This is a genomic window from Pararhizobium sp. PWRC1-1 (genome assembly GCF_049897905.1).
GTDB lineage: Bacteria > Pseudomonadota > Alphaproteobacteria > Rhizobiales > Rhizobiaceae > Pararhizobium.
Map to the genome: position 1 here is coordinate 151961 of NZ_JAFCXE010000002.1, position 25424 is coordinate 177384.

The window sequence follows — 25424 nt, forward strand, 5'->3', positions numbered from 1 at the left end:
GATGCCGGAAGGTCATTGATCTCCGGCGCCCCGACGAGCATGGCTTCAGTCGGGTAACGCATCAATCGGGCCAGAAAACGGTGGCGCTGTGCGCCCTAATGTCCGCTTCTCATCCTGCGGCAGTTAAGCCGCAGGAGAGGAGAAACAGCAGTCAGTTTGTAGCGCTGATCAGAGCTTGTAGAGCATCGTGTCGTTCCAGAAGCGGTCGAGGCGCTGCAGGAGCTTGTTCATCTGGCCGAACTCGTCGGTGCCGATGCCGCCAACCTTCTGGATCGAGCCGATATGGCGCTCATAGAGCTTGGCGACCGTTTCGGCGATCTCCTGGCCCTCGTCCGTCAAGCTGATGCGAACCGAGCGACGGTCGATGCGCGAGCGCTGGTGATTGATGAAGCCGAGATCAACCAGCTTTTTAACATTGTAGGATACGTTGGAGCCGAGATAGTAACCGCGCGAGCGCAGTTCGCCGGCCGTGAGTTCCGAATTGCCGATGTTGAAGAGGAGAAGTGCCTGGACGGCGTTGACATCGGAGCGGCCCGACCGGTCGAATTCATCCTTGACGACGTCGAGCAGACGACGGTGAAGACGCTCAACCAGGTGGAGGGATTCCATGTAGAGCGAACGGATCGCATCTTCGTGGGGATCTTTGACGGCAACGGCCTGCGGTTTCATTTTGGTGTTCATGATGACTGCCTCACTGTTTTGTTTGGCGGTGTGTTTCTCTTCCCGCCTTGAGGTAGACACTATCGAATACGTATAAAATTCTACTTAAACACCAGCCTTAACAGCGCCTTACTATCCACAGCCCTTGTGTCAGGGTAAATCAATTCTTGCAGCACGGGCTTGGCGTGCCCGCTGATAGAAGATGGCAGCCCGGAAAACCACGAAGGTGACGGCCACTGCAGCGTGCAGAATGACCAGCAGCGGCTTCTCCCCGAAAATCTGCGGATAGACCGCAAACATGACGATTTCCGCCCCGGCTGCCACCACCCAGATCACCGGCCCCCAGGAGACCAGCAGCCACAATCCAAGCGCCGCAACGGGATAGACGACAGCAAGTGCCGTCGCTGCCACCCGCCACTGCACCGGTAGCAGATCGAACCGCCCGCCGCCTCCGAACGAGAAGCCGATCAGCATCGCCCAATAGTTCAGACCGAACCAGAAACACGACACGGCCACCAGCCGCAGGAACAATCCGAACAGCGTTTCGGTGAGCGACAGTTTGGGGATTTTGACAGAATCAAGGGCCATGGCGGGCAAGATATGTCGCGGACGAACGCTTTGCCAGACGGATATTTTCCGCGCCCGGGATCACCACGAACGCTCCGCCGTGATCCGAAGCAGCTATTTCTTGAGCCGGACCATAGCGAACACAGGCATCGGAGCGCCGATGGCGCGCTGCCCGGTCACCGGCGGAAGATCTTGTACAGGCCGGCAACGATACCAATCCCGAGAAGCGACCAAGCTGACCAGAAAGTACCGTGCCATGTCAAAACATTGATTCCGGCAATACCCAGGCCAAGGATCCCAAGGACGGCAAGGAGCCGGTCGTACCGGCTTTGAATTGCTGCCCAGATCAGGGCCGACAGGACCGCCAGCCCCAAAACCGCCCAGCCCGACCAGAAATCGCCATCCCACGACAGGACATTGATGGCGACCAGCACGCCAGCCGCCAGCGCGGCCAGCCAAAACATCGAGCGGATGATCGCCGGCCATGCCTGCAGGGGCAACGCAGAGCTGGCCTTCGCCTGCGGGCCGGCATCCACGTCCGGCTTTGCCTTGATGCCTGGCCTTGGATCGGCCGGTGGCGATGCCTGGGTGGTGCCCTCGCCAATACGCACGGCGTAGCTCGGCACCGCGTCGGCCATATTCTTGATCGTCAGCGGCCCAAGGAAATCGAAACCGACCGCCACCTTGTTGCGAACCTGATCATAGACCGTATTTGAGATCACGATCCCGCCAGCCGTGGCCGATGCCTGCAGGCGCGCGGCAATATTGACACCGTCACCATAGATGTCGTCGCCATCGACGATCACATCGCCGAGATTGATGCCGATGCGAAACAGCATGCGTCCATCCAATGGCCGCGTAGCGTTCTGGCCTGCCAGCTCGTTTTGAACGTCCATCGCTGCGCGTACGCATTCGACGACGCTCGGAAATTCGGCAATCACCCCGTCGCCCCAGGTATTGATCACCCGCCCGCCATGCGCCTCGATCAGCCGGGACATCGCATCGCGGTAATGCTTCAGCATCGCCAGCGTGCCTTCCTCGTCCACGCCCATCAGACGTGTGTAATCCTGCACATCAGCACAGAAGATCGTCGTCAGCTTGCGTTGTGTGCCGCGCAATGTGTCGCTCATGATTCCCCGTCTCCTCACAACCAGGCTAGCCCGGTTGCCTAGGGAAGGATATGGGGATTGCAACTTGCAGGAAAAGGCCCATGGGCAGATTGCCGCAAATTATATCCGAAGCATGAGGATGCCCTGTATTTTCTGGGTGTTCCACGCCGTTCGGCCGCGTCTGACCGCGCCGGCGCCCTTCAGCGAGCCGCCTTTCGCCACTTTAACGCCGGAAAAAAGATTGTGGGATTAACAAAGTTAATTGTGAGCAGAAGCTGTTTGAGAAACAGTTCGAATGCCTAGTCGGTTGGCAGTCTGACCGGGCACGCCGGAACTTGAACATTTGGCCTCTCCTCTCCGGGAGAGGCCCTTTCAGGATCGATCGCCAGACGTTTCGGCGGATCATGAGGTTATCGCTTGCCGACACCGCAGGGGTTCTGCACGCGACGTAGAAAGGGGCTCCACAAACAGGGAGCCCCTTTTCGAACATCAGCGTCATCTCACATAACCCGCGCTACTTCGTGTAGACGATCTTGCCGCCATTGGCCGCGGTCTGGATGCCGATCACATTGTCCAGCTGGACGTTTTTCGCTTCAAGCGTCGCCATCAGGGCCGGGTCGTTCTGGATTTCGGTCTGGGCCTTGGTGATCGATTCCGGTGACGGGTTGCGATAGCTCGCTGGGATAGACGACGTGTCCGTATTGGCATTGCTCTCGGAGCCGACATTGACGATCGTGATCATGTCATCAGCCATCATCGGCGTCGTCGAGCTCGTGGTCTGTGCATAGGCATAGCCGCTGAGCGTTGTCGCAGACAGGGCAGCAGCAAGGGCAAGTTTGACAACAGTTTTCATTGTCTTCTCCTCTGGTTCGGAGGCCTCTCACCGCTCATCGGTGATTTGTATCAGACACTCCATAAGACGAGACCAAACCCGAATACGGGGGAAATGGTTCCTTCGTCATCACGGTTTCGTGAAATGAATCCGCAGGTACCGGGACCCGATTTCAGCTTATCGAACGGCGGTAAAGCCGTTGGGCGGGACACGGCAGGGGCTTCCACCTCCCCCTTGAGGGGGAGGTCGCGACACAGTCGCGGGTGGGGGCGATACAGCGAACCCCACGGTCTATTGCATGCCGCAGATCACCCCACCCCCCGCACTGCGTGCCGACCCTCCCCCTCAAGGGGGGCGGGTAAAGGGATGATGAAACGCCGCACCTCAATCATTTTCCTTTGACCATTGCCCGTGATAAACCGCGACCAGATGAGATGAAGCTGACGAAAGACGAACGCCATGACCGACAAGACCAATGCCGTTGACCTCATCACCGGCCATCGCCGCATGCGCCGCAACCGCAAGGCCGACTGGACCCGCCGGCTGGTGCAGGAAAACCGGCTGACGGTCGATGATCTGATCTGGCCGATCTTTGTCGTTCCCGGCACAAACATCGTCGAGCCGATCGACGCCATGCCCGGTGTCAACCGGATGAGCATCGACAAGGCCGTGGAGGCGGCAAGGCTCGCCGCCGATCTCGGCATCCCTGCGCTTGCGACCTTCCCGAATGTCGATATTTCGCTGCGCGACGACACCGGTTCCAACAGCCTTGCGGCCAACAATCTGATCAACGAGACGACGCGGGCCATCAGGAAGGCCGTGCCGAATATCGGCGTCATCACCGACGTGGCGCTCGATCCCTTCACCAGCCATGGCCATGACGGCATCCTGCGCGACGGCGAGATCGTCAACGACGAGACGGTGGCGCAAATCGCCAGGGCTGCGGTCCTGCAGGCCGATGCCGGCGCCGATATCATCGCCCCGTCCGACATGATGGACGGCCGGGTCGGCGCCATCCGCCGGGCGCTGGACGCGGCCGGTCACCAGAATGTCGGCATCATGGCCTATGCCACCAAGTTCGCCTCGGCCTTCTATGGCCCCTATCGTGAAGCCATCGGCACCAGCGGCCTGCTCAAGGGCGACAAGAAAACCTATTATATCGATCCGGCCAACGGCACCGAGGCGATGCGCGACGCCGCCCTCGACGTCGAGGAAGGCGCCGACATGCTGATGGTCAAGCCCGGCCTGCCCTATCTCGATATCTGCTGGCGGATGAAGGAAAGCTTTGGCCTGCCGGTGTTTGCCTATCAGGTCTCCGGCGAATATTCGCAGATCAAGGCCGCCGCCGCCAATGGCTGGATCGACGGCGAACGCGTCATGCTGGAAACCCTGCTTGCCTTCAAGCGCGCCGGTTGCGACGGCATCCTCAGCTATTTCGCTGTCGACGTGGCACGGATTCTAGCCAAACGATAAACCGGTCCGCCCGCTCCGCTTCAGCGCACAGGCCCGGCGCCCTTCCTGTAAGGTTGGGCGGGCCTGCTGGCTTCGGTTGGGTGAAAAACTCTGACCCGGTTGCGGCCGGCGGCCTTTGCCCGGTAAAGGGCAGCATCCGCATGGGCAACCATATCGCTCCATGGCTGATCGGCGCCACCCGCAACGCCGAAGCTCGCCGTCACCTTCAAGAGTCCTCCATCCGGCGTTGCCATTGCGTAGTTGGCTATGGCGCTCTTCAGCTTTCGCGCCGCGTTGGCGGCTTCTGCCAAGGAGCCGCTTTCGAGTAGAACTGCAAATTCCTCACCACCGAAACGGGCTAGAGGGACTGCCGTACCGATGGAACGCCGCATCAGATCGGCAGTCGCCCGCAGCACGGTGTCCCCGAAGGGATGGCCATAGCGGTCGTTGATCGATTTGAAATGATCGATATCCAGGAGGATCAGGAAACGAACTCCATCCGCCATCAAGGTCTCGCCACGGCTCTCAAGTGCGCGCCGGTTCAGAAGATCCGTGAGCCCATCTGTCGTGGCCAGCGCTTCGAGTTTGCGGGTCAACAACGCCCGTTCATTAAGCCGTTCTGCAAGAATGCCGATAGCGCCGTAGAGCCGCTGGATCTCCCTCACCTCATCTGGCGCCGAAACGAGAACCGCCGGGCGCTCATCTGCAAGCGCGATCACCGCCTGCGCGCCCTTGAGCAGGGGGCGCAGGATATAAAACTGAACGGAGGCAACGAGGCCCACCACGAGCAGCAGAAGTACGGCTGTGGTCAGCCCGTTGCGATAAAGAGCCGATAATGCGTCATGCTCCTTCGTCTCGAATTGACCGGCGATCTCCTTGAAATAGATGTCTCGCATTTCACCCAGCGGCCGCATCATCGCGACGTAACGCTCGGTGAAACTCACGCCATCGAGGGAAAACTGGCCGGTCCTGCCGCCGAGCGCCATCTGTTCGTCGATCAGCGCAAGCCCCCGCCCCATGAATGTTTCATCCGCCTCGGCGCGCATCGTCCGGATCGCCACGGTCTCGGGCAATGCCAACGCATTCGGGCCTAGCAGGTCCCATATTTCGAGCAGTCTGCCGCGCGCAGCATTGCTGGCCGCGATATCCTGCGGCGGCATTGCAGTGCTCGCCGCCATCGGCGCAATCAGATAGGAACCAAGCCGCCCGGCATATTCGCGCATATCGCTTAACGCGATCCCCTGCACGATGATGGCGCCAAGCTCCCGGTCCAGCTTCAGGATTTCACCACTATGCCATTCGATGATCGGCCGATAGTCATCGCGGGCTAGGAACATGGCATCGATTGCCGCACGGATTTCCGCGTAACTGCGCTCGGGGCGCGGCTTGTGTTCAAACGCGGAGATCAAAGCGCGGCCTCTGTCAAGCTGTACCCGCACACGGTTGATCATCTCATCGGGTATGTCGCGCCGCTTGAGATCGTCCAGCGCTGCGTCCGTATCCTGCATGAAACCACGCCACGCCCGCAGTGCCTCGAAACGCTTCGGTTCGGATGCCGTCATCAGGCTGTTGGCAGGACCGCGTTCGGCCGAAATGAGATTTGCCGCATCGAAGATGGCGGTAAACTGCCGCATGTTTTCCGCGCCGGATCCGGAAAGCTTCAATCGAGGTAGACAGCGTCGAGGTTGCAAGCAGCAACGTGCAGACAACTGCAAGCAAGGCCATGCACCAGAGACGCCCGCGGAGACCGCCAAACCGGCCGGCATTGGTATCTGCATTGACGCTGAGGGGCATTGGGCGAGGAACCGGTGAACTGTCTGACGATTGCTGCATATCAACAAACCGGATTTGAACCAGTGTCTTTTGGGAAGGTGAGCGTCCCAGATTCGCAGGGCTTTCCTTCCGCTAGCACATTCTGATGAATGCAGGCTGAAGCACCTGCGAAACCGGCTAGTGCTGCAGAATTTTCCTGGCCGTCGAACTACAAATTTATCAGCGCCAAGCTCCACGGGATTTGCATTTTTGCGGCCACTTCCCATATCAGGAAGAGAACTGGAGACACAGACATGAGCGTGCAGGACGAAAATCTCAGAATTCCCAGCAATGACTGGCGGGCCTATCAGGGCGTGCTCAGCCGTCGCGTCATGGCGTTCATCATCGACTATGCCATCGTCGGGCTTCTCTGGATTCCCGCCGCCGTCGTCGTGTTCTTTCTCGGCATCCTGACGCTCGGCCTCGGTTTCTTCCTTTATCCCGTGCTGTTTGCCGGTCTCGCCATGCTGTATTTCGGCATCACGGTGGGCGGTCCGAAGCAGGCTTCGCCGGGCATGAGCATGATGGGGCTGGCAATCGCCCGCACCGACGGCCGGCCGATGGATTTTCTCACGGCAATCGTCCATCTGGTGATCTTCTGGATCGCCAACGCAATTTTGACCCCGCTGGTGCTGCTTGTCGGCCTGTTCACCGATCGTGGCCGGTTGCTGCACGACCTGCTCATCGGCACGGTTACGGTCCGCCGCGACGCCTATTGAATGGCTTGACTTGCGACGGGATGCTTTACCGCATTCCGTCGCTATCATGCAGCCGATCACCTAAAAACCACAGGTTTACTGCATCGCAACGCGACAGTTCAAAAAGTCGCGATTGACCTTTTATAATCTTGCGCCATGCTAATGTTATCCAGGCGGCCAAGAAGAGCGATCTCCGCACCACATGAACACGCAAACTACACCGTCTCCACAATTCTACCTGACCGCGCCGGCAACCTGCCCGTATCTGCCGCAGGAGATGGAGCGGAAGGTGTTTACCCATATGGTGGGCGAGCGGGCGCCTGAACTCAACGATCTCCTCACCCAGGGTGGTTTCCGCCGCTCCCAGAACATCGCCTACCGGCCGGCCTGCGAAAGCTGCCGGGCCTGCGTTTCCGTGCGCATCGTCGCCGGCGAGTTCTCACCCACCCGCTCGATGCGGCGTATCCTGGCGCTGAACAGCGATGTGGTCTCGACCGAATACCCGGCTGAGCCCTCCAGCGAGCAGTACAGCCTGTTTCGCCGCTATCTCGACCATCGCCACCAGAAAGGCGGCATGTCCGACATGTCGGTGCTGGATTATGCGATGATGGTCGAGGATACCCATGTCAACACCAAGATCATCGAGTACCGCCTCAAGGTCGAAGGCGATGGGATCGGCCTGGCGAAGGGACCGCTGATCTCGGCAGCACTGACCGACAGGATGGGCGATGGCCTGTCGATGGTCTATTCCTATTTCGACCCTGATCTGGCCGACCGCTCGCTCGGTACCTTCATGATTATCGATCACATCCGCAAAGTGAAGGAACGTGGCCTGCCGCACGTTTATCTTGGCTATTGGGTCAAGGGATCGCGCAAAATGGACTATAAAACAAAGTTTCTGCCGCAAGAGCACCTTATGGCCCAGGGCTGGGAGCGCTATACAGAATAAAGCGCAGCCACCTGACAGGACAAAATCTTGAGTGAAGCCATCGATGCCGCCCACCACCGCCGCGGACTTCTCATCACCGGCCTTGGCGGCCTTGCCCTCTCCTTCGACATCCCATTGATCCGCTCCGCCGATGGCGAAGTCTGGTCGCTGCTGGCTTTGCGCAGTCTGTGCACCTTCATCGTCGCGCTGATCGCCTGGGTGGTGCTGAACAAGTGTCTCGGCCGCAAGATCGCTTTGGTCCCCGGCAAAGCGGGATTGCTCGCCGGCCTGTTCTACGGCCTCGGTTCCTTCACCTTCCTATTGTCCGTTTTCAACACCGCGACCGCCAATGTCGTGTTCATCGTCGCCTTCACGTCGATGTTCGCCGCTATCCTGTCCTGGGTCTTCCTCAAGGAACGCCCTTCCAACGCCACATTGGTGACCATGGCCGTGATGGTCTTTGGCGTCGGCCTGATCGTTCAGGACGGCTTGAAAAGCGGCAGTTTCTTCGGCGATGCCATGGCTGTCTGCTCGGCCCTGATGCTGGCATCCGCCATCACCGTCAGCCGCGCCAGCGGCAAGGACATGGGGCTGGTGCCCCTGGCGACCGCAATCTTCCCCGCCATCATCGGCTACATGCTGTCGCCGGCCGAAGGCCTCGCGATCGCCCATCCCGGCTGGATCATGTTCGATGGCCTGATCATGATCCCGCTCGCCTTCTTCTGCCTCGCCACCGGCCCGCGCTACCTGTCGGCCCCGGAAGTCGGCATGTTCTACCTGCTCGAAACCATCCTCGCGCCACTCTGGATCTGGATCGTCTTCATGGAGGTCCCGACCTCGCAGACGCTGGTCGGCGGCGCCGTGCTGATTCTAGCGCTGGTCGGGCATTCTGTGTGGCAGATGCGGAAGAAATCGGCCGTGGACGCGTCGAACGAGCTTCCGTTCACGGGGTGAAGCTCCCTACCAATTGCTGAGGAGAAAAATCAATGTTATAACACGATTATAACATTGGAGTTTTGCCATGAACATCACCATCCGCAAGATCGGCAATTCGGAAGGCGTGATCATCCCGAAGGAAGTCCTTGATCGCCTCGGGCTCAAAGCGGGCGACGAGTTTGAATTGAAGGAAACGGGAAATACTCTTGAGCTAGCGCCCCAGAAGGACGATCTTGCAGAACAATTGCGAGCGGCGAGGATTGGCATGAAAAAATATCATGTTGCGCTGCGTGAACTGGCGAAATGACTTCCGTTAAGTGGCTGTCAAGCGAAGCCATTGAAATCATACATCACGAACAGATATTGGAACACGGTGGCTTGCCGGGCCTAAAGGACGGTAACGCCCTTGAGTCTGCTTTGGCGCGTCCGGTTAACAAAGCAGCCTACGGCGAGGATGATTTACACGTCCTCGCGGCAGCTTACCTTTACGGCATCGTTCGAAACCACGGATTTTCAGACGGCAACAAGAGGACGGGCTGGCTGGCAGCGTTTACCTTCCTGCTGATCAATGGTCTTTTGATAGAAATAGAACAAGCTAACGTTATCGCTTTTGTTCTATCCGTCGCTGCAGGAGAGATTGACGAAGCCGGCACCGCGCGATTCCTGCGGGATCACACCGTTCCGTTTGATTTTTGACGGCTGGGATATTTAATCACCTCAGCCGTAACAAACCCGATCACCCCGTAAACTTACCACTCCTCGGGAAGCCCTTCGGCACTGCCCTGCCCGCCGTTGCGCGGTCGCCGATCCATTCGAGCAATTCGTCCTTGCTCTTGGTGAAGCTGCGGCCGGCGCTGTCGGCCCAGGTGAGGCCGTCTGCGATAGCGAAGCAGCGCATGTCGGAGACACCGCCATCCTTGTAGCGCTGCAGGCGAACACCCTTGCCGCGACCCATTTCCGGAATTTGAGCGAGCGGGAAGACCAGCATCTTGCGGTTTTCACCGACGATGGCGACATGATCGCCCTTGACCGGAATGACCAGCTTGGCTTCATCCGGCATGGCAACGTTCATGATCTGCTTGCCCTTGCGGGTATTGGCAGCCATATCGCCCTCCAGCACCACGAAACCGTTGCCGGCTGCCGACGAGATCAGCAGTTTTCGCGCGGGATCGTGGACGAAGGCGGTCAGCACGTCCTGGTCGTTTTCCATGTCGACGATAATGCGCAGCGGTTCGCCATGCCCGCGTCCGCCCGGCAGCTTGTCGCCGCCCAACGTATAGGCCTTGCCGCCGGTGGTGACAACGAGGATGCGGTCGGTGGTCGAGGCCGGGAACGACAGTTTCAGCCCGTCGCCTTCCTTGAACTGCAGCGTCGAGACATCCGAAATGTGGCCCTTCAGCGCCCGGATCCAGCCCTTTTCAGAGATGACGACGGTGATCGGTTCCTTCTCGATCATCGCCTGCTGGATCGCTTCCAGATCGGCTTCCGGCGCATTGGAGAACAGCGTGCGGCGGCGGCCGATTTCGGTGGCCTTGGCGAATTTCTTCTTCACCTCGCCGATTTCCCACGCAACGGTCTGCCACTGCTTTTCGTCGGACGCCAATAGCGTCTCGATTTCTGCCTTCTCCTTCGACAAGGAGTCGAATTCGGTGCGGATCTCAAACTCTTCCAGCTTGCGCAAAGAGCGCAGGCGCATGTTGAGAATCGATTCGGCCTGCAGGTCGGTGAGTGTGAAACGCTCCATCAAGGCGGGCTTGGGCTCATCCTCTTCGCGGATGATGCGGATCACCTCGTCGAGGTTGAGATAGGCGATCAGGTAGCCGCCGAGGATTTCCAGACGGCGGTCGATGGCGGCCAGCCGGAAGCGCGAGCGGCGCTGCAGCACATCGCGGCGATGGTCCAGCCACTCCAGCAGAACCTCGTTCAGCGCCATCACCTTGGGAACGCGTCCCATGGACAGCACGTTCATGTTCAGCGGAATGCGGTTTTCCAGTTCCGACAGCTTGAACAGCGATTCCATCAGGATCGTCGGATCGACCGAGCGGCTCTTCGGCACCAGAACGAGGCGGACATCCTCGGCCGATTCGTCGCGCACGTCTTCAAGCAGCGGCAGCTTGCGGGCGATCAGCAGTTCGGCGATCTTTTCGATCAACCGCGACTTCTGCACCTGGAAGGGAATTTCGGTGACGATGATCTGGTAGCCACCGCGGCCGGTATCCTCGACTTCCCATTTTGCACGAACGCGAAACCCGCCGCGGCCGGTCTTGTAGGCCTCGATGATGCTCTCGCGGCTATCGATGATGATGCCGCCGGTCGGAAGGTCGGGGCCTTCGATACCGCCACGCTCCGGATTGTTCGGATCGAGCATCAGCTCTTCGATGGTCGCGCCCGGGTTCTTGATCAGGTGCAGTGCGGCGTCGCAAAGTTCATGGGCGTTGTGCGGCGGGATCGAGGTCGCCATGCCGACGGCGATGCCGGAAGCGCCGTTCGCCAAAAGGTTCGGGAAGGCGCCAGGCATGACGACCGGCTCCTGATCTTCCTCATTGTAGGTTGGGCGAAAATCCACCGCGTCCTGGTCGATGCCTTCAAGCAGAAGGCTCGCCACATCGGTCATACGGGCTTCGGTGTACCGGTAAGCGGCCGCACTGTCGCCGTCGATATTGCCAAAATTGCCCTGGCCATCGACGATCGGGTAACGCTGCGAGAAATCCTGCGCCAGGCGCACCAGCGCATCATAGACCGACTGGTCGCCATGCGGATGGAACTTACCGATGACGTCGCCGACGATACGGGCGCATTTCTTGAACGACGAATTGGAGCGCAGCCCCATTTCGCTCATGGCATGGATGATGCGGCGATGGACCGGCTTCAGGCCGTCGCGCACATCGGGCAGTGCCCGGTGCATGATGGTCGATAGCGCATAGGCAAGGTAGCGCTCTTCCAGCGCCGCCTTGAGGTCAACCGGCACAATGTGATCGTCTCCGCCCGACGGCGGCAAAAGGCTCTTTCCCATGGTTTCTTGCTACCGCAACAAACCCTGAACGGCAAGGATTGCAGGGCATTGCGCTGTGGAGAACCCGTGTGTGGCTGGGTCTTGCCCAGCGTCAGGCAGTGATCGCTAAAATGCACCCGGCCATATACCCCATATGGTTGTATCCGTGCTAATTGGCCACTGGTGAAATCAATACCGATTCTCCAGCAAAGGTTATGGAATGCGCATCCCGTCGAAACTTGCCACGATTGCCGCCGCTCTCGCCATGCTTGCCAGCCAACCAGCAAGCGCAGAAGAAGCAGCAATCCCTGCCAATCGCGAAACGGCCGTCAACTTCATCACCGGTGTAACGGCAAACTGCCGCAATATCGCTAAGCCGAAAATGAAAGTCGTCAAGGCGCCCGCGTATGGCACCGTCCGGTTTCAATGGACGAAATACAAGATCAGCAACATTTCCCGCCTTTGCGACGGCAAGCCGGCTTTGGGCATGATGATCTTTTTCAAGCCACAGCCTGGCTATCGCGGCAAGGACAGCTTCACCTTTGGCGCCAGCATGCAGCGCTACGAGGGAAGCTCCGACACCCAGTACAAGCAGCATAAACTCGATGTCGTGGTGAAATAGGCGCGTTCGGAAACCGCCAGGCAGCAATTTTTGTCCCAAAAACGGGCGCTCGAACGAAACATAGCCTGTCGAAGCAATTCGAATATATTTCGGCCTTAATCCGTATTAGAAATGCCTTCGAAATTAGAGCTTTACAACAAGGAACCGCTCCATGATGCCTACCCGCAACCTTCGTCTGATGCTAGCGAGCGCCGCTTTTATCGGCCTTTCCGGTCCGGCCTTCGCGCTCGACGGCGCGGATCTCGTCACCAAGCTGAACGCCGCCTATGCCCTCAATGGCGCAACCGTTGCCTATGAAAAGGTCGCTGTCGATGGCACGACGGTGACGCTTACCGGCGTCAGCGTCAAATCGACGGCCGCCCCCGGCAAGGATTTCAAGATCGGCCACGTTACGCTTGAGGGCGTCGAGGAAACCGATGGCGGCGGCTACTATGCCGAAACCGTCACGCTGCCGGATGTCGACGTCAAGGAAGACGAAACAGCGATTACCGCCAAGGACATCTCCGTCGGCGGCCTCAGCATACCCGGCAATCCGGCCGGAGGCACGGTCAACGATATCGTCCTTTACGAATCCGCAACGACTGGCCCGGTGACAGTCACCGCCAAGGGCAAGCCAGTGTTTTCGATGGACGAATCGGAAGCCAACCTGACGAAGCAGGAAAGCGACGCCGGTTTCGATTTTGACGCCACCTTCTCGGGCATCAAGGCCGACCTCTCCGGCGTCGAGGACCCCAAGTCGAAGGATGCGATTGAAAAGCTCGGCCTGAAAAACCTTGCCGGCGAGATGACGATGAAGGGCAGCTGGGAAGTGGCCACGGGCAATGTCTCGCTTGAGGAATATGCCTTCGACTTCGCCAATGTCGGCCGCCTGGCGATCGCCTTCGACGTTTCCGGCTACACGCTGGACTTCATGAAGTCCGTGCAGGAAGCCATGAAGGCAGCGGAAACCAATCCGAACAAGGAAGAGGCCAATCAGGCCATGGGCCTGTCGATGATGGGCCTGATCCAGCAGCTGACGTTCAACAGCGCCTCGATCCGCTTCGACGACGCAACAATCACCAAGCGCGTTCTCGACTATATCGGCTCCCAGCAGGGCACCACGGGCGATCAGCTGGCGCAGTCGCTGAAGGGCATGGTGCCGTTGATGATGGCACAGCTGAACGTGCCGGAACTGCAGAACCAGGTCTCGAGTGCCGTCAACACCTATCTGGATGCACCCAAGAGCCTGACGATCTCGGCCGAACCGGCCAACCCGGTTCCGTTCCCGATGATCATCGGCGCCGCCATGGGCGCGCCGAACACGGTACCGGGCGTGCTTGGCGTCAAGGTTAGCGCGAACGACTGATCTTTCTTCGAAAGGTATCCGCTAATTAAAAATAAACCCTGGCCGTTAGTAAACGGCCAGGGTTTACATTGCATATAGATTATTTCCTAAACCTTGATGACTACACGCGCTACGCGCTCGCGGATAACGATCATTTTGCACCCACCGAACATAGTATAGGTATCAATTGTCACGCCTCACATCAAATGAAGGTCGACAGTGTCGGGAATAACATCTACGTACCAACGGACGTTATCAAGAAATATAGCCAAGACAATCTAAGACAACAGAGCACTAATCACCAACAACACAAAACCGCCAATAAAAGTATAAACTACTGGATGCTTCTCAATATGAGACACCAAGTTAAAATTGTTCTCTATATTTATTAAACTCTTCGGTGGTCCGTATTCAGGCATTTCGGCGACAGCAGCACGGTCGTCGCCATTTCCTGAGGCTGCCCTTTTATGAATATCCAGCAACTGCACGGCCAAATGTGCATCAACTAATTTCTCCAGCTCACCGACATCAATTCGGCCAGCAGAAAATGCCACATCCGCAGCCTCTAGAGCTTTATAGTATGGATGTTTATTGGAGGCTATTTGATCAGGTACTGTTTTCACGCCGGGAAGACGATAACCAAGTTTAGCGCAAATTATTAAATAAGATAGTATCCTTGAAGTCCTTCCGTTGCCATCAACGAATGGGTGTATCCAGTTTATCTTCCATAAAGAGTATGCAGAGAGATGTATCGCATTCTTATCATGCCAATTATCATTTATGTAATCACAAAACTCCTCCAAAAATCTCGGTACTTCTTTTGCTTCTACAGGAATATGCGTACTACCAGTAATTTTTATATTTCCAGGGCGTGTTACACCTGCGTATTTGCTAAGGCGCTCCAACGCATTCCGTTCAACCTCATGATTGTGGAAGGCCGAAGTTTATAATTCTGACTGCCTATCCATAGCTTTAATTCTTCCATAGCGGCATCGAACTGCCGCAGGGTATTTTCAGCCTCAATCCGGGCAACCTCTTGAGCATCATGAACCAAAATTGGCTCATCCGCCTCACTCGATCTGTCATTCGCCATTTTTTCGTGAACTCAAACGGGCTGCAGCCTGGTCAATAATTTCACGCGTTATATCATCATTTTCTATTTTGGCAGACCCGTAAGCAAAGCTTCGCCGCTGCTCTTCCCGGTGGTCATCATTCATCACTATTTTTCTAGCTTTTTCAATAAGTTCGTTTAACTCTGTGCTCATTTTAGAATCTCCCATTTTTATAGAGTTTAACAAACCATTGTGGCAGTGGAAGGCCGTATATCTAGTCATCTATTTTTTATATGTCCTTCTTCAGCGGCGGGATGACACGCAGCGACAGTTCCAGCAGCTGCTTCGGCATGGCAGGGGCCGGTGCGTTCATCAGGAGGTCCTGTGCCTGCTGGTTCATTGGGAACAGCGTGATCTCGCGCAGGTTCTTGGCGCCGAGCAACAGCATGACGACACGGTCGATACCGAAGGCGCAGCCGCCATGCGGAGGTGCACCGTACTGGAAGGCGCGGTACATGCCGCCGAAACGCTCTTCAACGTCCGTCTGGGACAGGCCAACCAGTTCGAACGCCTTGACCATCAGTTCCGGCGACTGGTTACGGATCGAGCCCGAAGCAATCTCGAAGCCGTTGCAGACGGCGTCATACTGATAAGCCTTGATCGTCAACGGGTCCTGCGTCTGCAGCGCCTCGAGACCACCCTGCGGCATCGAGAACGGGTTGTGGGCGAAATCGACTTTCTTGTCTTCCTCGCTCCATTCGTAGAACGGGAAGTCGATGATCCAGCAAAGCTCGAAACGGTCGCGGTCGATGAGGTTCAGGTCCTCGCCGGCCTTGGTGCGGGCTTCGCCTGCGAACTTGTAGAATTTTGCCGGATCGCCGGCGACGAAGAAGCAGGCATCGCCTGCGTCAAGACCAAGCTGCGTGCGCAGCGCTTCGGTGCGTTCCTCGCCGATGTTCTTGGCAAGCGGACCGGAGCCGGCAGTCGTGCCGTCTTCTTCCTTGCGCCAGAAAATGTAGCCGAGGCCCGGCTGGCCGGTCGACTGCGCCCAAGCATTCATGCGGTCGCAGAAGGCACGCGAACCACCGGTCTTGGCCGGGATCGCCCAGACCTCGACCTTCGGATCGCGCTCGATCATGCCGGCAAACACCTTGAAACCGGAGCCGGCGAAATGTTCGGTGACGGCCTGCATCTCGATCGGGTTGCGCAGGTCCGGCTTGTCGGAACCGTATTTGCGGATCGCCTGGTCATAAGGAATACGCGGCCATTCCTTGGTAACAGGCTTGCCCTCGGCAAACTGCTCGAACACGCCGGTCATGATCGGTGCCATCGTGTCCCAGACGTCTTCCTGGGTAACGAAGCTCATTTCCAGGTCGAGCTGGTAGAATTCGCCCGGCAGGCGGTCGGCGCGCGGGTCTTCGTCGCGGAAGCACGGGGCGATCTGGAAGTAGCGGTCGAAACCGGCGACCATCAACAGCTGCTTGTACTGCTGCGGCGCCTGCGGCAGCGCGAAGAACGTGCCGGGATGAATACGGCTCGGCACCAAAAAGTCGCGCGCGCCTTCCGGCGACGAGGCCGTCAGGATCGGTGTCGAATATTCGGCAAAGCCGGCCGAGTTCATCCGCGAGCGCATGTCAGAAATGATCTGGCTGCGCTTGACGATGTTCTTGTGCAGCGTTTCGCGGCGCAGGTCGAGGAAGCGGTACTTGAGCCGGATGTCTTCCGGATAGTCCGGCTCGCCGAACACCGGCAGCGGCAGTTCCTTGGAAGCAGAGAGCACTTCGATCTCCTGCGCGTAGAGTTCGATCTCGCCGGTTGCCATCTGCTTGTTGACGGTCTCGTCCGAGCGCGCCTTGACGGTACCATCGATGCGGATGACCCATTCGCCGCGCACCGTCTCGGCCGCCTTGAAAGCCGGTGAGTCGGGATCGACGACGATCTGCGTCATGCCATAGTGATCGCGAAGATCGATGAACAGCAGGCCGCCATGGTCGCGAACGCGGTGGACCCAGCCGGAGATGCGGACGGTCTGGCCGACATCGGCTTTGCGAAGAGCGGCACAAGTGTGGCTGCGGTAACGATGCATGATATTATCCTGGAACCAAGGGGCTGCGCGGCCACGCCAAAGCGCGCTGCGGCAGCGTCAAAATCGGGCGGAAAAGCGCATGGTGGGGCCGATTTGTCAAGGCCGGGACGTGCGCGCAGGCAATCAAAGACAACCATAGGACCGCGTTTGCGCGACTGCGGAAGCCGCCCATTCATGCCGGATGCTGACCGGACCATCAATTATCGTGACTGTTTTTGCCGGATGGCTGCGTCTAAGACTGAGGCATGGCACGCCGGCATGGAGTCGCGTCCGCCCGGATACGTTTCGTCATGTCGCAGCTTCGCCCGCTCATCCCTCTCCTCATCACCGCCGGCATCCTGATCGGCGGCAACGGGTTGCAGGGGACCTATATTTCGCTGCGCGCCCTGCAGGAGGGCTTTTCGACATCGCTGATCGGCCTTGTCGGCACCGGCTACAATATCGGCTTTGCCATCGGCTGCATCTATGTGACGCGTATCCTGCGCTCGATCGGTCATATAAGGACGTTTTCGGCAATGGCGGCGATTGCATCGGCAGCCTCGCTGGCCATGGTGCTTTTGATCGATCCGTGGTTCTGGTTCCTGATGCGGCTGATTGCCGGCATCTGTTTTGCCAGCCTGTTTGCCACCGTTGAGAGCTGGCTGAATGCCCGGGTCAACAATTCCAACCGTGCCCGCACTCTGTCGATCTACCGGCTGGTCGATCTCGGCTCGGTGACGGCGGCGCAGTACCTGATTCCGACCGTTGGTATCGAGGGGTTCCAGCTGTTTGCCATCGTCTCGATGGCGCTCACCCTGTCGCTAGTGCCGATATCCTTTGCCGACCGCTCCAGCCCTGGGTTGCCGGAGGCGATCAAGTTCGACGTCAGGGCGCTGTGGAATATCTCGCCGCTGGCGACGATCGGCTGCATCGTCGTCGGGCTCACCAACTCCACCTTCCGCTCGCTCGGACCGATCTATGCCGAGGGCATCGGCCTGTCGATCACCGCGATCGCCACCTTCATGAGCGTCGGGATCATCGGCGGCGTGGTGCTGCAATATCCGCTCGGGCTTTATTCCGACCGGCTGGACCGGCGGCTGATCATTCTGTTTGCCACCTTCGGCTCGCTGCTGGCGGGGCTTTTCCTCGCGTTTTATGCCGGCAGCGACGAATGGCTGAATTTCATCGGCATCTTCATCTTCGGCGCCTTCGCCATGCCGCTCTATTCGCTGTGTTCTGCCCATGCCAACGATCATGCCGCCGAGGGGCAGCACGCGCTGGTTTCGGCCGGCATGCTGTTCTTCTGGTCGTGCGGGGCGATTATCGGGCCGCTGTTTGCCTCGTTCATGCTGGATATTTTTGGGCCGCAGGCGCTGTTCATCTATACCGCCGCCGTGCTCGCCGCCTTCATGCTCTATACGCTGCAGCGAATGATGGCGCGCGGTGCGGTCCCTGCCGGGGAGCGCTCGATGCGGTTTCGCAACCTTTTGCGCACCTCCTCCTTCTTCAACAAGCTGGCGGCCAGGCCCGAGGACAAGAAGTAACATTTGGCCGGCGGACTGCGGCAAGATGCGCGCAAATGCCAATTGATGAATGTCGCCTTCAAGTTTAAACGGGGGCATCTCAATGTCCGGAATCCTGCCCATGCCGATCATCAGCCGCCGTACACTTCTGAAAGGATCGGCTGCGGCCACTGCCTCCTTTGCCATCGGTGGTGGGCTTGCGGCGCGAAATGGCATTGCGGCCCCGGCGCCGATGCTGCTCAAGGCGCAATTTACCGAGGCAAAACTGGCCACTGACGGCATCACCCCGAAAATCATGACCTACGGCACAAGCGAGGCGCCTGCTACAGGCATGCCGCCGGTGATCCGCATGAAAAAGGACGAGCCCTTCGCCGCCCGGCTGATGAATGCCCTGGACGAGCCGACGACGGTCCACTGGCACGGCCTGCGCATCGTCAACGCCATGGATGGCGTGCCGGAGATGACCCAACCTTACGTTTATCCCGGCGATGCTTTCGACTATGCCTTCACGCCGCCGGATGCCGGCACCTTCTGGTACCATCCGCATTGCAACACCTTGACTCAGATGGGCCACGGGCTGACCGGCGTCATCGTCGTCGAGAATCCCGATGATCCCGTCTTCGACGCCGAGATCGTGCTCAACCTGCGCGACTGGCGGCTCGGCACCGGCGGCGCCTTCATTGCGCCGTTCAAGCCACGCGATGCCGCACGCGGCGGTACCTATGGCACGGTGCGCACCACCAACTGGCAGCAGCAGCCGCGCTATGACGCACCTTCGGGCGGTCTCGTTCGCATCCGCATCGCCGCCACCGACGTGACGCGCATCTATTCGCTTGCCGCAGAAGGCGCGCCGGCTGTGGTGATCGCGCTTGACGGCAATCCGGTCGATGCGCCCTTTCCGCTCGAACTCCTCGCTGTCGGCCCCGGCCAGCGCGTCGAACTGGTCGTGCGCATGCCGGACAAGGAAGGCGCCGTGGTCAAGATCGGCAATTTCCGCGGCTCGAACCCCTTCACGGTGGCAACGCTGCGCGCAACCGGCACCTCGCTGAAGCGCGATATCCGTGATGTGAAACCGTTGCCGGCCAATCCGGTTGCCGAGGCCGATCTTTCGACGGCGACGCGCATTCCGCTCGATTTTACCGCAACGGCCGAACATGCACCGGTTCCCAGCATCTGCGGCACGATCGGCTATACGTTCTGGGCGATCAACAAGGTGCCGTGGCAGGGCGATACGCCGGATCCGGGAGCCCCGGTTTCCGAGCTGAAATTGGGCAAGAGCTATGTGCTGCAGGTCAGGAACCGCACCCCGCATGCACACCCGATCCACCTGCATGGCCTGAGCTTCCGCATCCTCAGTTCCAACAAGCGCACCATCCTACCGCCGCCGACAGACACGATCCTGCTTTTGCCCGACGAACAGGCGGAACTCGGTCTTGTTGCCGACAATCCCGGCGACTGGCTGCTCCACTGCCATATCATCGAGCACCAGAAGACGGGAATGTCGGGATATTTCCGCGTCGTTTGAGCTTTTTTCGTTGTGGCACCGGGCGCGACGGGATACATCGGGTGAGTTTTAACGGCCGCATTTCCGCCACAGTGATTGAAGTTTGATGATCGAGACAACCGCCGAACTTGCCGCCGCCTGCGAAACGCTGGCCAGCGGGGAATACCTGACGATCGATACGGAATTTCTCCGCGAGACGACCTTCTGGCCGCAGCTCTGCCTGATTCAGATGGCTGGGCCGGATATTGCCGTCATTGTCGATCCGATGGCAAAGGATATCGACCTTGCGCCGTTTTTCGAGCTGATGGCCAATACGGACGTGGTCAAAGTGTTCCATGCGGCCCGCCAGGACATCGAAATCATCTACAATCTCGGCAAGCTGATCCCGCATCCGATCTTCGATACGCAGGTCGCCGCCATGGTCTGCGGCTTCGGCGACAGCGTCTCCTACGATCAGCTGGTCAGCCGCATCAAGAACGTTCATATCGACAAGTCCTCGCGCTTCACCGACTGGAGCCGCCGGCCGCTGTCGGAAAAGCAGCTCGATTATGCGCTGGCCGACGTTACCCATCTGCGCGATGTCTACCTGCACCTGAAGACCGAGCTTGAGCGCGAAGGCCGCTCGCTATGGCTGACTGAGGAAATGGCCATCCTCGAGGCCAAGGAAACCTACGATATCCATCCGGACGACGCCTGGCAGCGCCTCAAGATGCGGCTGAAGAAGCCGATCGAACTCGCCGTCCTGCAGAAGGTCGCCGCCTGGCGCGAACGCGAGGCGCGCAGCCGCAACGTTCCGCGCGGCCGCATCCTCAAGGACGACGGTCTCTACGAGATCGCTCAGCAGCAGCCAAAGGACATGGAAGCCCTCTCGCGTCTTCGCACCATCCCCAAGGGCTGGGAGCGCTCCTCTGCAGGCACGGCAATCCTCGAGGCAGTCAACGCCGCGCTCGAATTGCCCAAGGCCGATATGCCGAAGCTGCCGCGCCAGAACCAGGCGCCGGAAGGCGCCCAGGCCGCCGGCGAAATGCTCAAGGTGCTGTTGAAGCTGATCGCCGAAAAACAGGGCGTCGCCGCCAAGATCATCGCCAATAGCGAGGATCTCGAACGGATCGCGTCGGAAGGCCCGAACGCCGATGTCGGCGCCTTGAAAGGCTGGCGTCGCGAACTGTTCGGCGATACCGCGTTAAAACTGATCAACGGCGAAGTCGCCCTACGTTTCGTCGATCGCAAGATCGAAGCCGTGGAACTTTAAGACATTTCGCTAGAGCATTTCCGCTTTTCTTCGGATCGCAAAAACGCTCTATCTTTTTGTTTTGCCGCAATTTCGGCCGCTGCGCACTTTTGCTGAAATTGCTCTAGGGGTGCATCTTTGCACCCTTGGTGATCTTGTCAGTGATCTTCTTGTCGGCGTGAAGCGCAATGCCGACAACCTTGGCATTGTCTGGACCAAACCGGGCGAACACCTCGCGGTTGGCCGCATCATGGCCGGTTGAAAACATTTCTTCGACATAGAGCGACGTCTTGACCGCGCGCTCCAGTGCCCGGCGATGAATAGCGGCAATGGTCTTTTCGTCGGCGGATAGCACGATGACCGGCTGGATGCTCAAGGGATTGTAGACGTTGCCATCCGCATCGCGGTAGACTTCACCGATGATGCCGGGCTTTTCGGCAACAATGCCGCTGGTCAGGAACGCCGTGACGTTCAGCTTTTGCCAGACGGCCAGGTCCTCGCGCAGCACGATTGCAAATTTGGTCTCGAACATGAATGCCAACTCCACTTTAGGAAACAGGACGCTCGAAGCGTCCGGGGGCTCCATAGCCCGCGCGGGCGGTGGCGATCTTGAACGTTCGTGCACATCGGCGACCTTTGACAGCATCAGGGTCGCGCCCGCCTCGGGTGGCATCGAGAGGATCGAGGCGCATTTTCACGGCGACGCCTTCGAGCCGCATCGCCATGACACCTATGCGCTTGGCCTGACGCTGCAAGGTGTTCAGGCGTTCCGCTACCGTGGAATAGTCCGCTACAGCCAGCCCGGTAATATCATCGTGCTGCATCCCGACGAGGTACATGATGGCGGTGCCGGAACCGACGAAGGTCTGCGCTACCGGATGATTTATCTACCGCCGGCAATGCTGAGCGGTGCGCTCAGTGACAATCCACGCGGCCTGCCCTTCGTTCCCTCGCCCGTTATCGCCGACCAAGCCTTTGCCGCAAGTCTTGCGGAGGTAATGCGCGATTTGGATGGCGCGATCGGCGACCTGCAGCTGGACGAAATGCTCACCGGTATCGCCGACGCCCTGCTGCGGCATTCGGACGGCGGCGGCAAGGCCTCCGGCCGGGCGTTCGATCCCACGGCAATCCGCAGCGCCTGCGACTTTCTGCAGGCGCATTCCGACCGGCAGGTGACCTCCGGTGAACTCGAGGCTGTGAGCGGCCTCGACCGGTTTACGCTCGCCCGGCATTTCCGCTGGAGTGTTGGCACCAGCCCGCACCGCTATCTCGTGATGCGCCGGCTTGAGCGGGCGCGCGGCATGATCGGCAGCGGCAGGAGCCTCGTCGAGATCGCGCTCGAAACTGGCTTTTCCGACCAGGCGCATTTCACCCGGCACTTCAAGAAGGCCCACGGGATGACACCGGGACGCTGGGCAAGCCTTCGCGGCCGGGCTTAAAGGATGCGACAAACCGTTACACAAAATCGCTTGACCCGACCTGTCCAAGGGGAACAATACCTGCCTGCACGGGGAAGTGGAACCGATTCATGAGAGAAATATCCCCAACGGAGAACTGGCTGCTGATCACCCTTGGCATGGCGCTGAGCGGTGTACTCTACGGCCTTGTGGCCTATCCCGGTGAACCGATCATCATCGGTGCGGTCTTCGCGGCCTTCATGAACATGCCAATGATCGCCTTCGAACGGCGCATCCTGTTGCGGCCGCTTTACCGGCGCATCGAGCGGCTTCCGACCTTTGCCTTCATCGCGGCAGCGCTGGTCATCTACGAAATCCTGATGAGCATCGGGTATGCACTGGCGACCCTGCTGATGCGATCGCTCGGGTTTATGCCGCAGAAACCGCTGGCCGAGGCCATCGTGATGCCTTTTAACGTCTTCCTCTATGCGCTTGCCGTCTGCGCCCTGATCGTCTTCATCCTGCGCGTGCGCGACCTGCTGGGGCGCGACGTGTTCACCAGCATGCTGATCAGCCGCTACCGCCGGCCGGTGAAGGAGGAGCGCGTCTTCCTGTTCATCGACCTCGCCGATTCGACGTCCTTTGCCGAAAAGCACGGCGACTTGCGCGCGCAGGAGTTTCTCAAAGCCTTGTTTGCGGCTTTCGCCGAACCGGTCCGGCGTCACAAGGGTGCGATCGATGACTATGTCGGCGACGCCGCCATCGTCACCTGGCCTCTGGCCAGAGGTGTCAAATTTGCCCGCTGCGTTCGCTGCGTCTTCGATATCCTTGATGACATCGAGGCCAATGCGGATACCTGGCACAAGAATTTCGGCCACGTTCCGCGGCTGCGCGCAGCCCTTCACGGCGGATTCATCATCACGGCGGAAATCGGCGTCGATCATCACAAGATCGCTTATTTCGGCGATACGGTGAATACGACGGCGCGGCTGGAATCCTTGTGCAAGTCGCTGGGCAGGCAGGTACTGATCTCGACGGAACTTGCCCATCGCATCAGCTTTCCTGACACGATCGCCATCGAAGATCTGGGCACGCATGCCGTCAAGGGGCGTGGCCAAACGCTCGGCGTCATGGCACTGGCCGAGCAAGCCAAAGCCGAGCTTCTCGCCCCCTTCGAACTGCGGATACCAGCCGAGTAAGCGGCCTGCCATTACCACCGTCACCAAAGCTTCATCCAGCCGTCAAGTCGCCGACATCAAAGCCCTGCTAAGCGGAACCCCTCGACCAACCGCTCAATGGGGACATCATGAAAAACGCTCTCTTCGCTTCCGTGGCTTTCAGCCTTCTGATGACATCGGCCGCTTTTGCCGAAGACACCGTCTTCCCGGCCAAGCTTGCCGCCCACGCCATCCTGCCGGCCAACACGATCATCGCTGCCCCTGCGGATGCTGCCGACTACCTGAAGACATCGGGCAAGTTCACGACGCCGGACCGCAAGCGCACTGAGGCTCTCGGCACGGTGCCCGGCAAGGACGGCGTGCGCCTGACTGGCCTGTCGCTGCCCTTCGATGGCCAGCCGATGCAGGGATTTTCCGGTATCAAGACCATGGCGGACGGCACCTTCTGGAGCATGTCCGACAACGGTTTCGGCTCGAAACTGAACTCGTCCGACACGATGCTGATGCTGCACAATATCAAGATCGACTGGGACGCCGGCAAGGTCGAAGCCGTGAAGACGCTGTTCCTGTCCGATCCCGACAAGAAGGCCCCGTTCCCGATCGTCATGGAAGGTGCGGCGACGCGCTACCTGACGGGCGCTGATTTCGACGTCGAATCCATCCAGCCGGTTGCCGACGGTTTCTGGGTCGGCGAGGAATTCGGCCCCTATATCCTGAAGTTCGACCTCGACGGCAAGCTGACCGACGTCATCGCCACCACGGTCAACGACAAGCCGGTGATGTCGCCCGACAACCCGACGCTGACTGTTCAGGCCGACCCTTCAAAGCCGATGCCCGCACTCAACGTCAAGCGTTCCGGCGGCTATGAAGGCCTGGCCCTGTCGAAGGACGGAAGCAAGCTCTACGGCCTGCTCGAAGGCCCGCTCTGGACCGACGCCGAAACAGTCGAGCAGGCCGAAGGCCGCCCGGCATTGCGCATCATCGAACTCGATGTCGCATCCAAGGCCTGGACCGGCCGCAGCTGGCTCTATCCGCTGGCTGAAGGCGGCGAAGCCATCGGCGATTTCAACATGCTCGACGACAAGACCGCTCTGGTGATCGAGCGCGACAATGGTGCCGGCACTGTCGACAAGGCCTGCGCCAACCCGAAGGAACCGAAGCCGGACTGCTTTGCCGTCGGCTCCAAGGTCAAGCGCATCTACAAGATCGAGATGACCGATGACAACGCCGGCAAGGCCGTGCGCAAGATCGGCTATATCGATCTCCTGAAGATCGCCGACCCGGACAACAAGAAGCGCCAGGGCGGCGGCGAAGGTTTTTATGACATGCCGTTCGTCACCATCGAGAACGTCGACCGCGTCGATGACACCCACATCATCGTCGGCAACGACAACAACCTGCCGTTCTCGGCTGGCCGCTCGCTCGACAAGGCCGACGACAACGAATTCGTCCTGCTCGAAGTCGGCGAATTCCTGAACGCCAAGTAAGCCATTCCAAAAGACGAAGGCCCCGCAACGGGAGTAGTGGGGCCTTTAAACTGCT

At 59.1% G+C, this 25424-nt stretch carries 24 protein-coding genes; 14 read left to right on the forward strand and 10 right to left on the reverse strand.

The window, feature by feature from the left end:
• Positions 1-168: 168 nt before the first annotated feature.
• The 4 genes from ldtR to ACP7E0_RS04355 all read right to left on the reverse strand — a co-directional run bounded on the left by ldtR (position 169) and on the right by ACP7E0_RS04355 (position 3189).
• A complete protein-coding gene (ldtR, locus tag ACP7E0_RS04340; protein ID WP_113318097.1) occupies positions 169-681 on the reverse strand; it encodes a transcriptional regulator LdtR in 513 nt (170 codons plus the stop codon).
• Between the two features lie 129 nt (positions 682-810).
• Entirely contained in the window at positions 811-1248 is a 438-nt protein-coding gene (locus ACP7E0_RS04345) for a DUF6163 family protein (RefSeq protein ID WP_426123197.1), read from the reverse strand.
• A 155-nt stretch (positions 1249-1403) separates the two neighbouring features.
• Positions 1404-2345, reverse strand: a complete 942-nt coding sequence (locus ACP7E0_RS04350) for an adenylate/guanylate cyclase domain-containing protein (protein ID WP_426123606.1) — start codon at positions 2343-2345, stop codon at positions 1404-1406.
• A gap of 505 nt (positions 2346-2850) precedes the next feature.
• Positions 2851-3189 carry a hypothetical protein gene (locus ACP7E0_RS04355; protein ID WP_426123198.1) on the reverse strand — a complete coding sequence of 113 codons (339 nt, stop codon included), beginning with the start codon at positions 3187-3189 and terminating at the stop codon, positions 2851-2853.
• Positions 3190-3627: 438 nt separating this feature from the next.
• On the opposite strand from ACP7E0_RS04355, the gene hemB reads away from it, so the two are divergent.
• The gene (gene hemB / locus ACP7E0_RS04360; RefSeq protein ID WP_426123199.1) at positions 3628-4641 is read left to right on the forward strand and encodes a porphobilinogen synthase; all 1014 of its coding nucleotides are present in this window, start codon (positions 3628-3630) and stop codon (positions 4639-4641) included.
• 20 nt (positions 4642-4661) lie between these two features.
• On the opposite strand, the gene ACP7E0_RS04365 is transcribed toward hemB, so the two are convergent.
• Entirely contained in the window at positions 4662-6254 is a 1593-nt protein-coding gene (locus ACP7E0_RS04365; RefSeq protein WP_426123201.1) for a GGDEF domain-containing protein, read from the reverse strand.
• Between the two features lie 432 nt (positions 6255-6686).
• On the opposite strand from ACP7E0_RS04365, the gene ACP7E0_RS04370 reads away from it, so the two are divergent.
• The 5 genes from ACP7E0_RS04370 to ACP7E0_RS04390 all read left to right on the forward strand — a co-directional run bounded on the left by ACP7E0_RS04370 (position 6687) and on the right by ACP7E0_RS04390 (position 9690).
• Positions 6687-7151, forward strand: coding sequence for an RDD family protein (locus ACP7E0_RS04370; RefSeq protein ID WP_113318100.1), 465 nt, complete (start codon positions 6687-6689; stop codon positions 7149-7151).
• Between the two features lie 181 nt (positions 7152-7332).
• Positions 7333-8079 (forward strand): arginyltransferase, encoded by a 747-nt coding sequence (locus ACP7E0_RS04375; RefSeq protein WP_426123202.1) that lies wholly within the window; start codon positions 7333-7335, stop codon positions 8077-8079.
• A 27-nt stretch (positions 8080-8106) separates the two neighbouring features.
• Complete coding sequence (locus ACP7E0_RS04380; RefSeq protein ID WP_426123203.1) at positions 8107-9012, forward strand: DMT family transporter; 906 nt, start codon at positions 8107-8109, stop codon at positions 9010-9012.
• A 67-nt stretch (positions 9013-9079) separates the two neighbouring features.
• Positions 9080-9301 (forward strand): AbrB/MazE/SpoVT family DNA-binding domain-containing protein, encoded by a 222-nt coding sequence (locus ACP7E0_RS04385; protein WP_060641285.1) that lies wholly within the window; start codon positions 9080-9082, stop codon positions 9299-9301.
• On the forward strand, positions 9298-9690 hold the full coding sequence (locus tag ACP7E0_RS04390; protein WP_426123204.1) for a type II toxin-antitoxin system death-on-curing family toxin: 393 nt from the start codon (positions 9298-9300) through the stop codon (positions 9688-9690). The genes ACP7E0_RS04385 and ACP7E0_RS04390 overlap by 4 nt, the downstream gene beginning before the upstream one ends.
• A 40-nt stretch (positions 9691-9730) precedes the next feature.
• On the opposite strand, the gene parC is transcribed toward ACP7E0_RS04390, so the two are convergent.
• The gene (gene parC, locus ACP7E0_RS04395) at positions 9731-12007 is read right to left on the reverse strand and encodes a DNA topoisomerase IV subunit A (RefSeq protein WP_426123205.1); all 2277 of its coding nucleotides are present in this window, start codon (positions 12005-12007) and stop codon (positions 9731-9733) included.
• Between the two features lie 199 nt (positions 12008-12206).
• Here parC and ACP7E0_RS04400 point away from each other — a divergent pair, with 199 nt between their 5' ends.
• Positions 12207-12608 (forward strand): hypothetical protein, encoded by a 402-nt coding sequence (locus ACP7E0_RS04400; RefSeq protein WP_426123206.1) that lies wholly within the window; start codon positions 12207-12209, stop codon positions 12606-12608.
• A gap of 151 nt (positions 12609-12759) precedes the next feature.
• Complete coding sequence (locus ACP7E0_RS04405) at positions 12760-13953, forward strand: hypothetical protein (RefSeq protein ID WP_426123208.1); 1194 nt, start codon at positions 12760-12762, stop codon at positions 13951-13953.
• A 257-nt stretch (positions 13954-14210) separates the two neighbouring features.
• Here ACP7E0_RS04405 and ACP7E0_RS04410 read toward each other — a convergent pair whose 3' ends face one another.
• The 3 genes from ACP7E0_RS04410 to aspS form a co-directional block, all read right to left on the reverse strand.
• On the reverse strand, positions 14211-14837 hold the full coding sequence (locus ACP7E0_RS04410; protein ID WP_426123209.1) for a Fic family protein: 627 nt from the start codon (positions 14835-14837) through the stop codon (positions 14211-14213).
• Positions 14838-15014: 177 nt separating this feature from the next.
• Positions 15015-15197: a hypothetical protein gene (locus ACP7E0_RS04415; protein ID WP_426123210.1), complete on the reverse strand. Its 183-nt coding sequence runs from the start codon at positions 15195-15197 to the stop codon at positions 15015-15017.
• 76 nt (positions 15198-15273) lie between these two features.
• Positions 15274-17070 carry an aspartate--tRNA ligase gene (gene aspS, locus ACP7E0_RS04420; RefSeq protein ID WP_426123211.1) on the reverse strand — a complete coding sequence of 599 codons (1797 nt, stop codon included), beginning with the start codon at positions 17068-17070 and terminating at the stop codon, positions 15274-15276.
• 290 nt (positions 17071-17360) lie between these two features.
• Here aspS and ACP7E0_RS04425 point away from each other — a divergent pair, with 290 nt between their 5' ends.
• The 3 genes from ACP7E0_RS04425 (at position 17361) to rnd (ending at position 21328) form a co-directional block, all read left to right on the forward strand.
• A complete protein-coding gene (locus tag ACP7E0_RS04425) occupies positions 17361-18593 on the forward strand; it encodes an MFS transporter (protein WP_426123213.1) in 1233 nt (410 codons plus the stop codon).
• A 100-nt stretch (positions 18594-18693) separates the two neighbouring features.
• Positions 18694-20097 carry a multicopper oxidase domain-containing protein gene (locus ACP7E0_RS04430; protein WP_426123214.1) on the forward strand — a complete coding sequence of 468 codons (1404 nt, stop codon included), beginning with the start codon at positions 18694-18696 and terminating at the stop codon, positions 20095-20097.
• Positions 20098-20182: 85 nt separating this feature from the next.
• Positions 20183-21328, forward strand: coding sequence for a ribonuclease D (gene rnd / locus ACP7E0_RS04435; RefSeq protein ID WP_426123215.1), 1146 nt, complete (start codon positions 20183-20185; stop codon positions 21326-21328).
• Positions 21329-21431: 103 nt separating this feature from the next.
• On the opposite strand, the gene ACP7E0_RS04440 is transcribed toward rnd, so the two are convergent.
• Positions 21432-21839, reverse strand: coding sequence for a DUF2000 family protein (locus ACP7E0_RS04440; RefSeq protein ID WP_426123216.1), 408 nt, complete (start codon positions 21837-21839; stop codon positions 21432-21434).
• Here ACP7E0_RS04440 and ACP7E0_RS04445 point away from each other — a divergent pair.
• The 3 genes from ACP7E0_RS04445 to ACP7E0_RS04455 all read left to right on the forward strand — a co-directional run bounded on the left by ACP7E0_RS04445 (position 21838) and on the right by ACP7E0_RS04455 (position 25369).
• Entirely contained in the window at positions 21838-22746 is a 909-nt protein-coding gene (locus ACP7E0_RS04445) for an AraC family transcriptional regulator (RefSeq protein WP_426123217.1), read from the forward strand. The genes ACP7E0_RS04440 and ACP7E0_RS04445 overlap by 2 nt on opposite strands.
• An 89-nt stretch (positions 22747-22835) precedes the next feature.
• On the forward strand, positions 22836-23903 hold the full coding sequence (locus tag ACP7E0_RS04450; RefSeq protein ID WP_426123218.1) for an adenylate/guanylate cyclase domain-containing protein: 1068 nt from the start codon (positions 22836-22838) through the stop codon (positions 23901-23903).
• A 107-nt stretch (positions 23904-24010) separates the two neighbouring features.
• On the forward strand, positions 24011-25369 hold the full coding sequence (locus ACP7E0_RS04455) for an esterase-like activity of phytase family protein (protein ID WP_426123219.1): 1359 nt from the start codon (positions 24011-24013) through the stop codon (positions 25367-25369).
• Positions 25370-25424 lie beyond the last annotated feature (55 nt).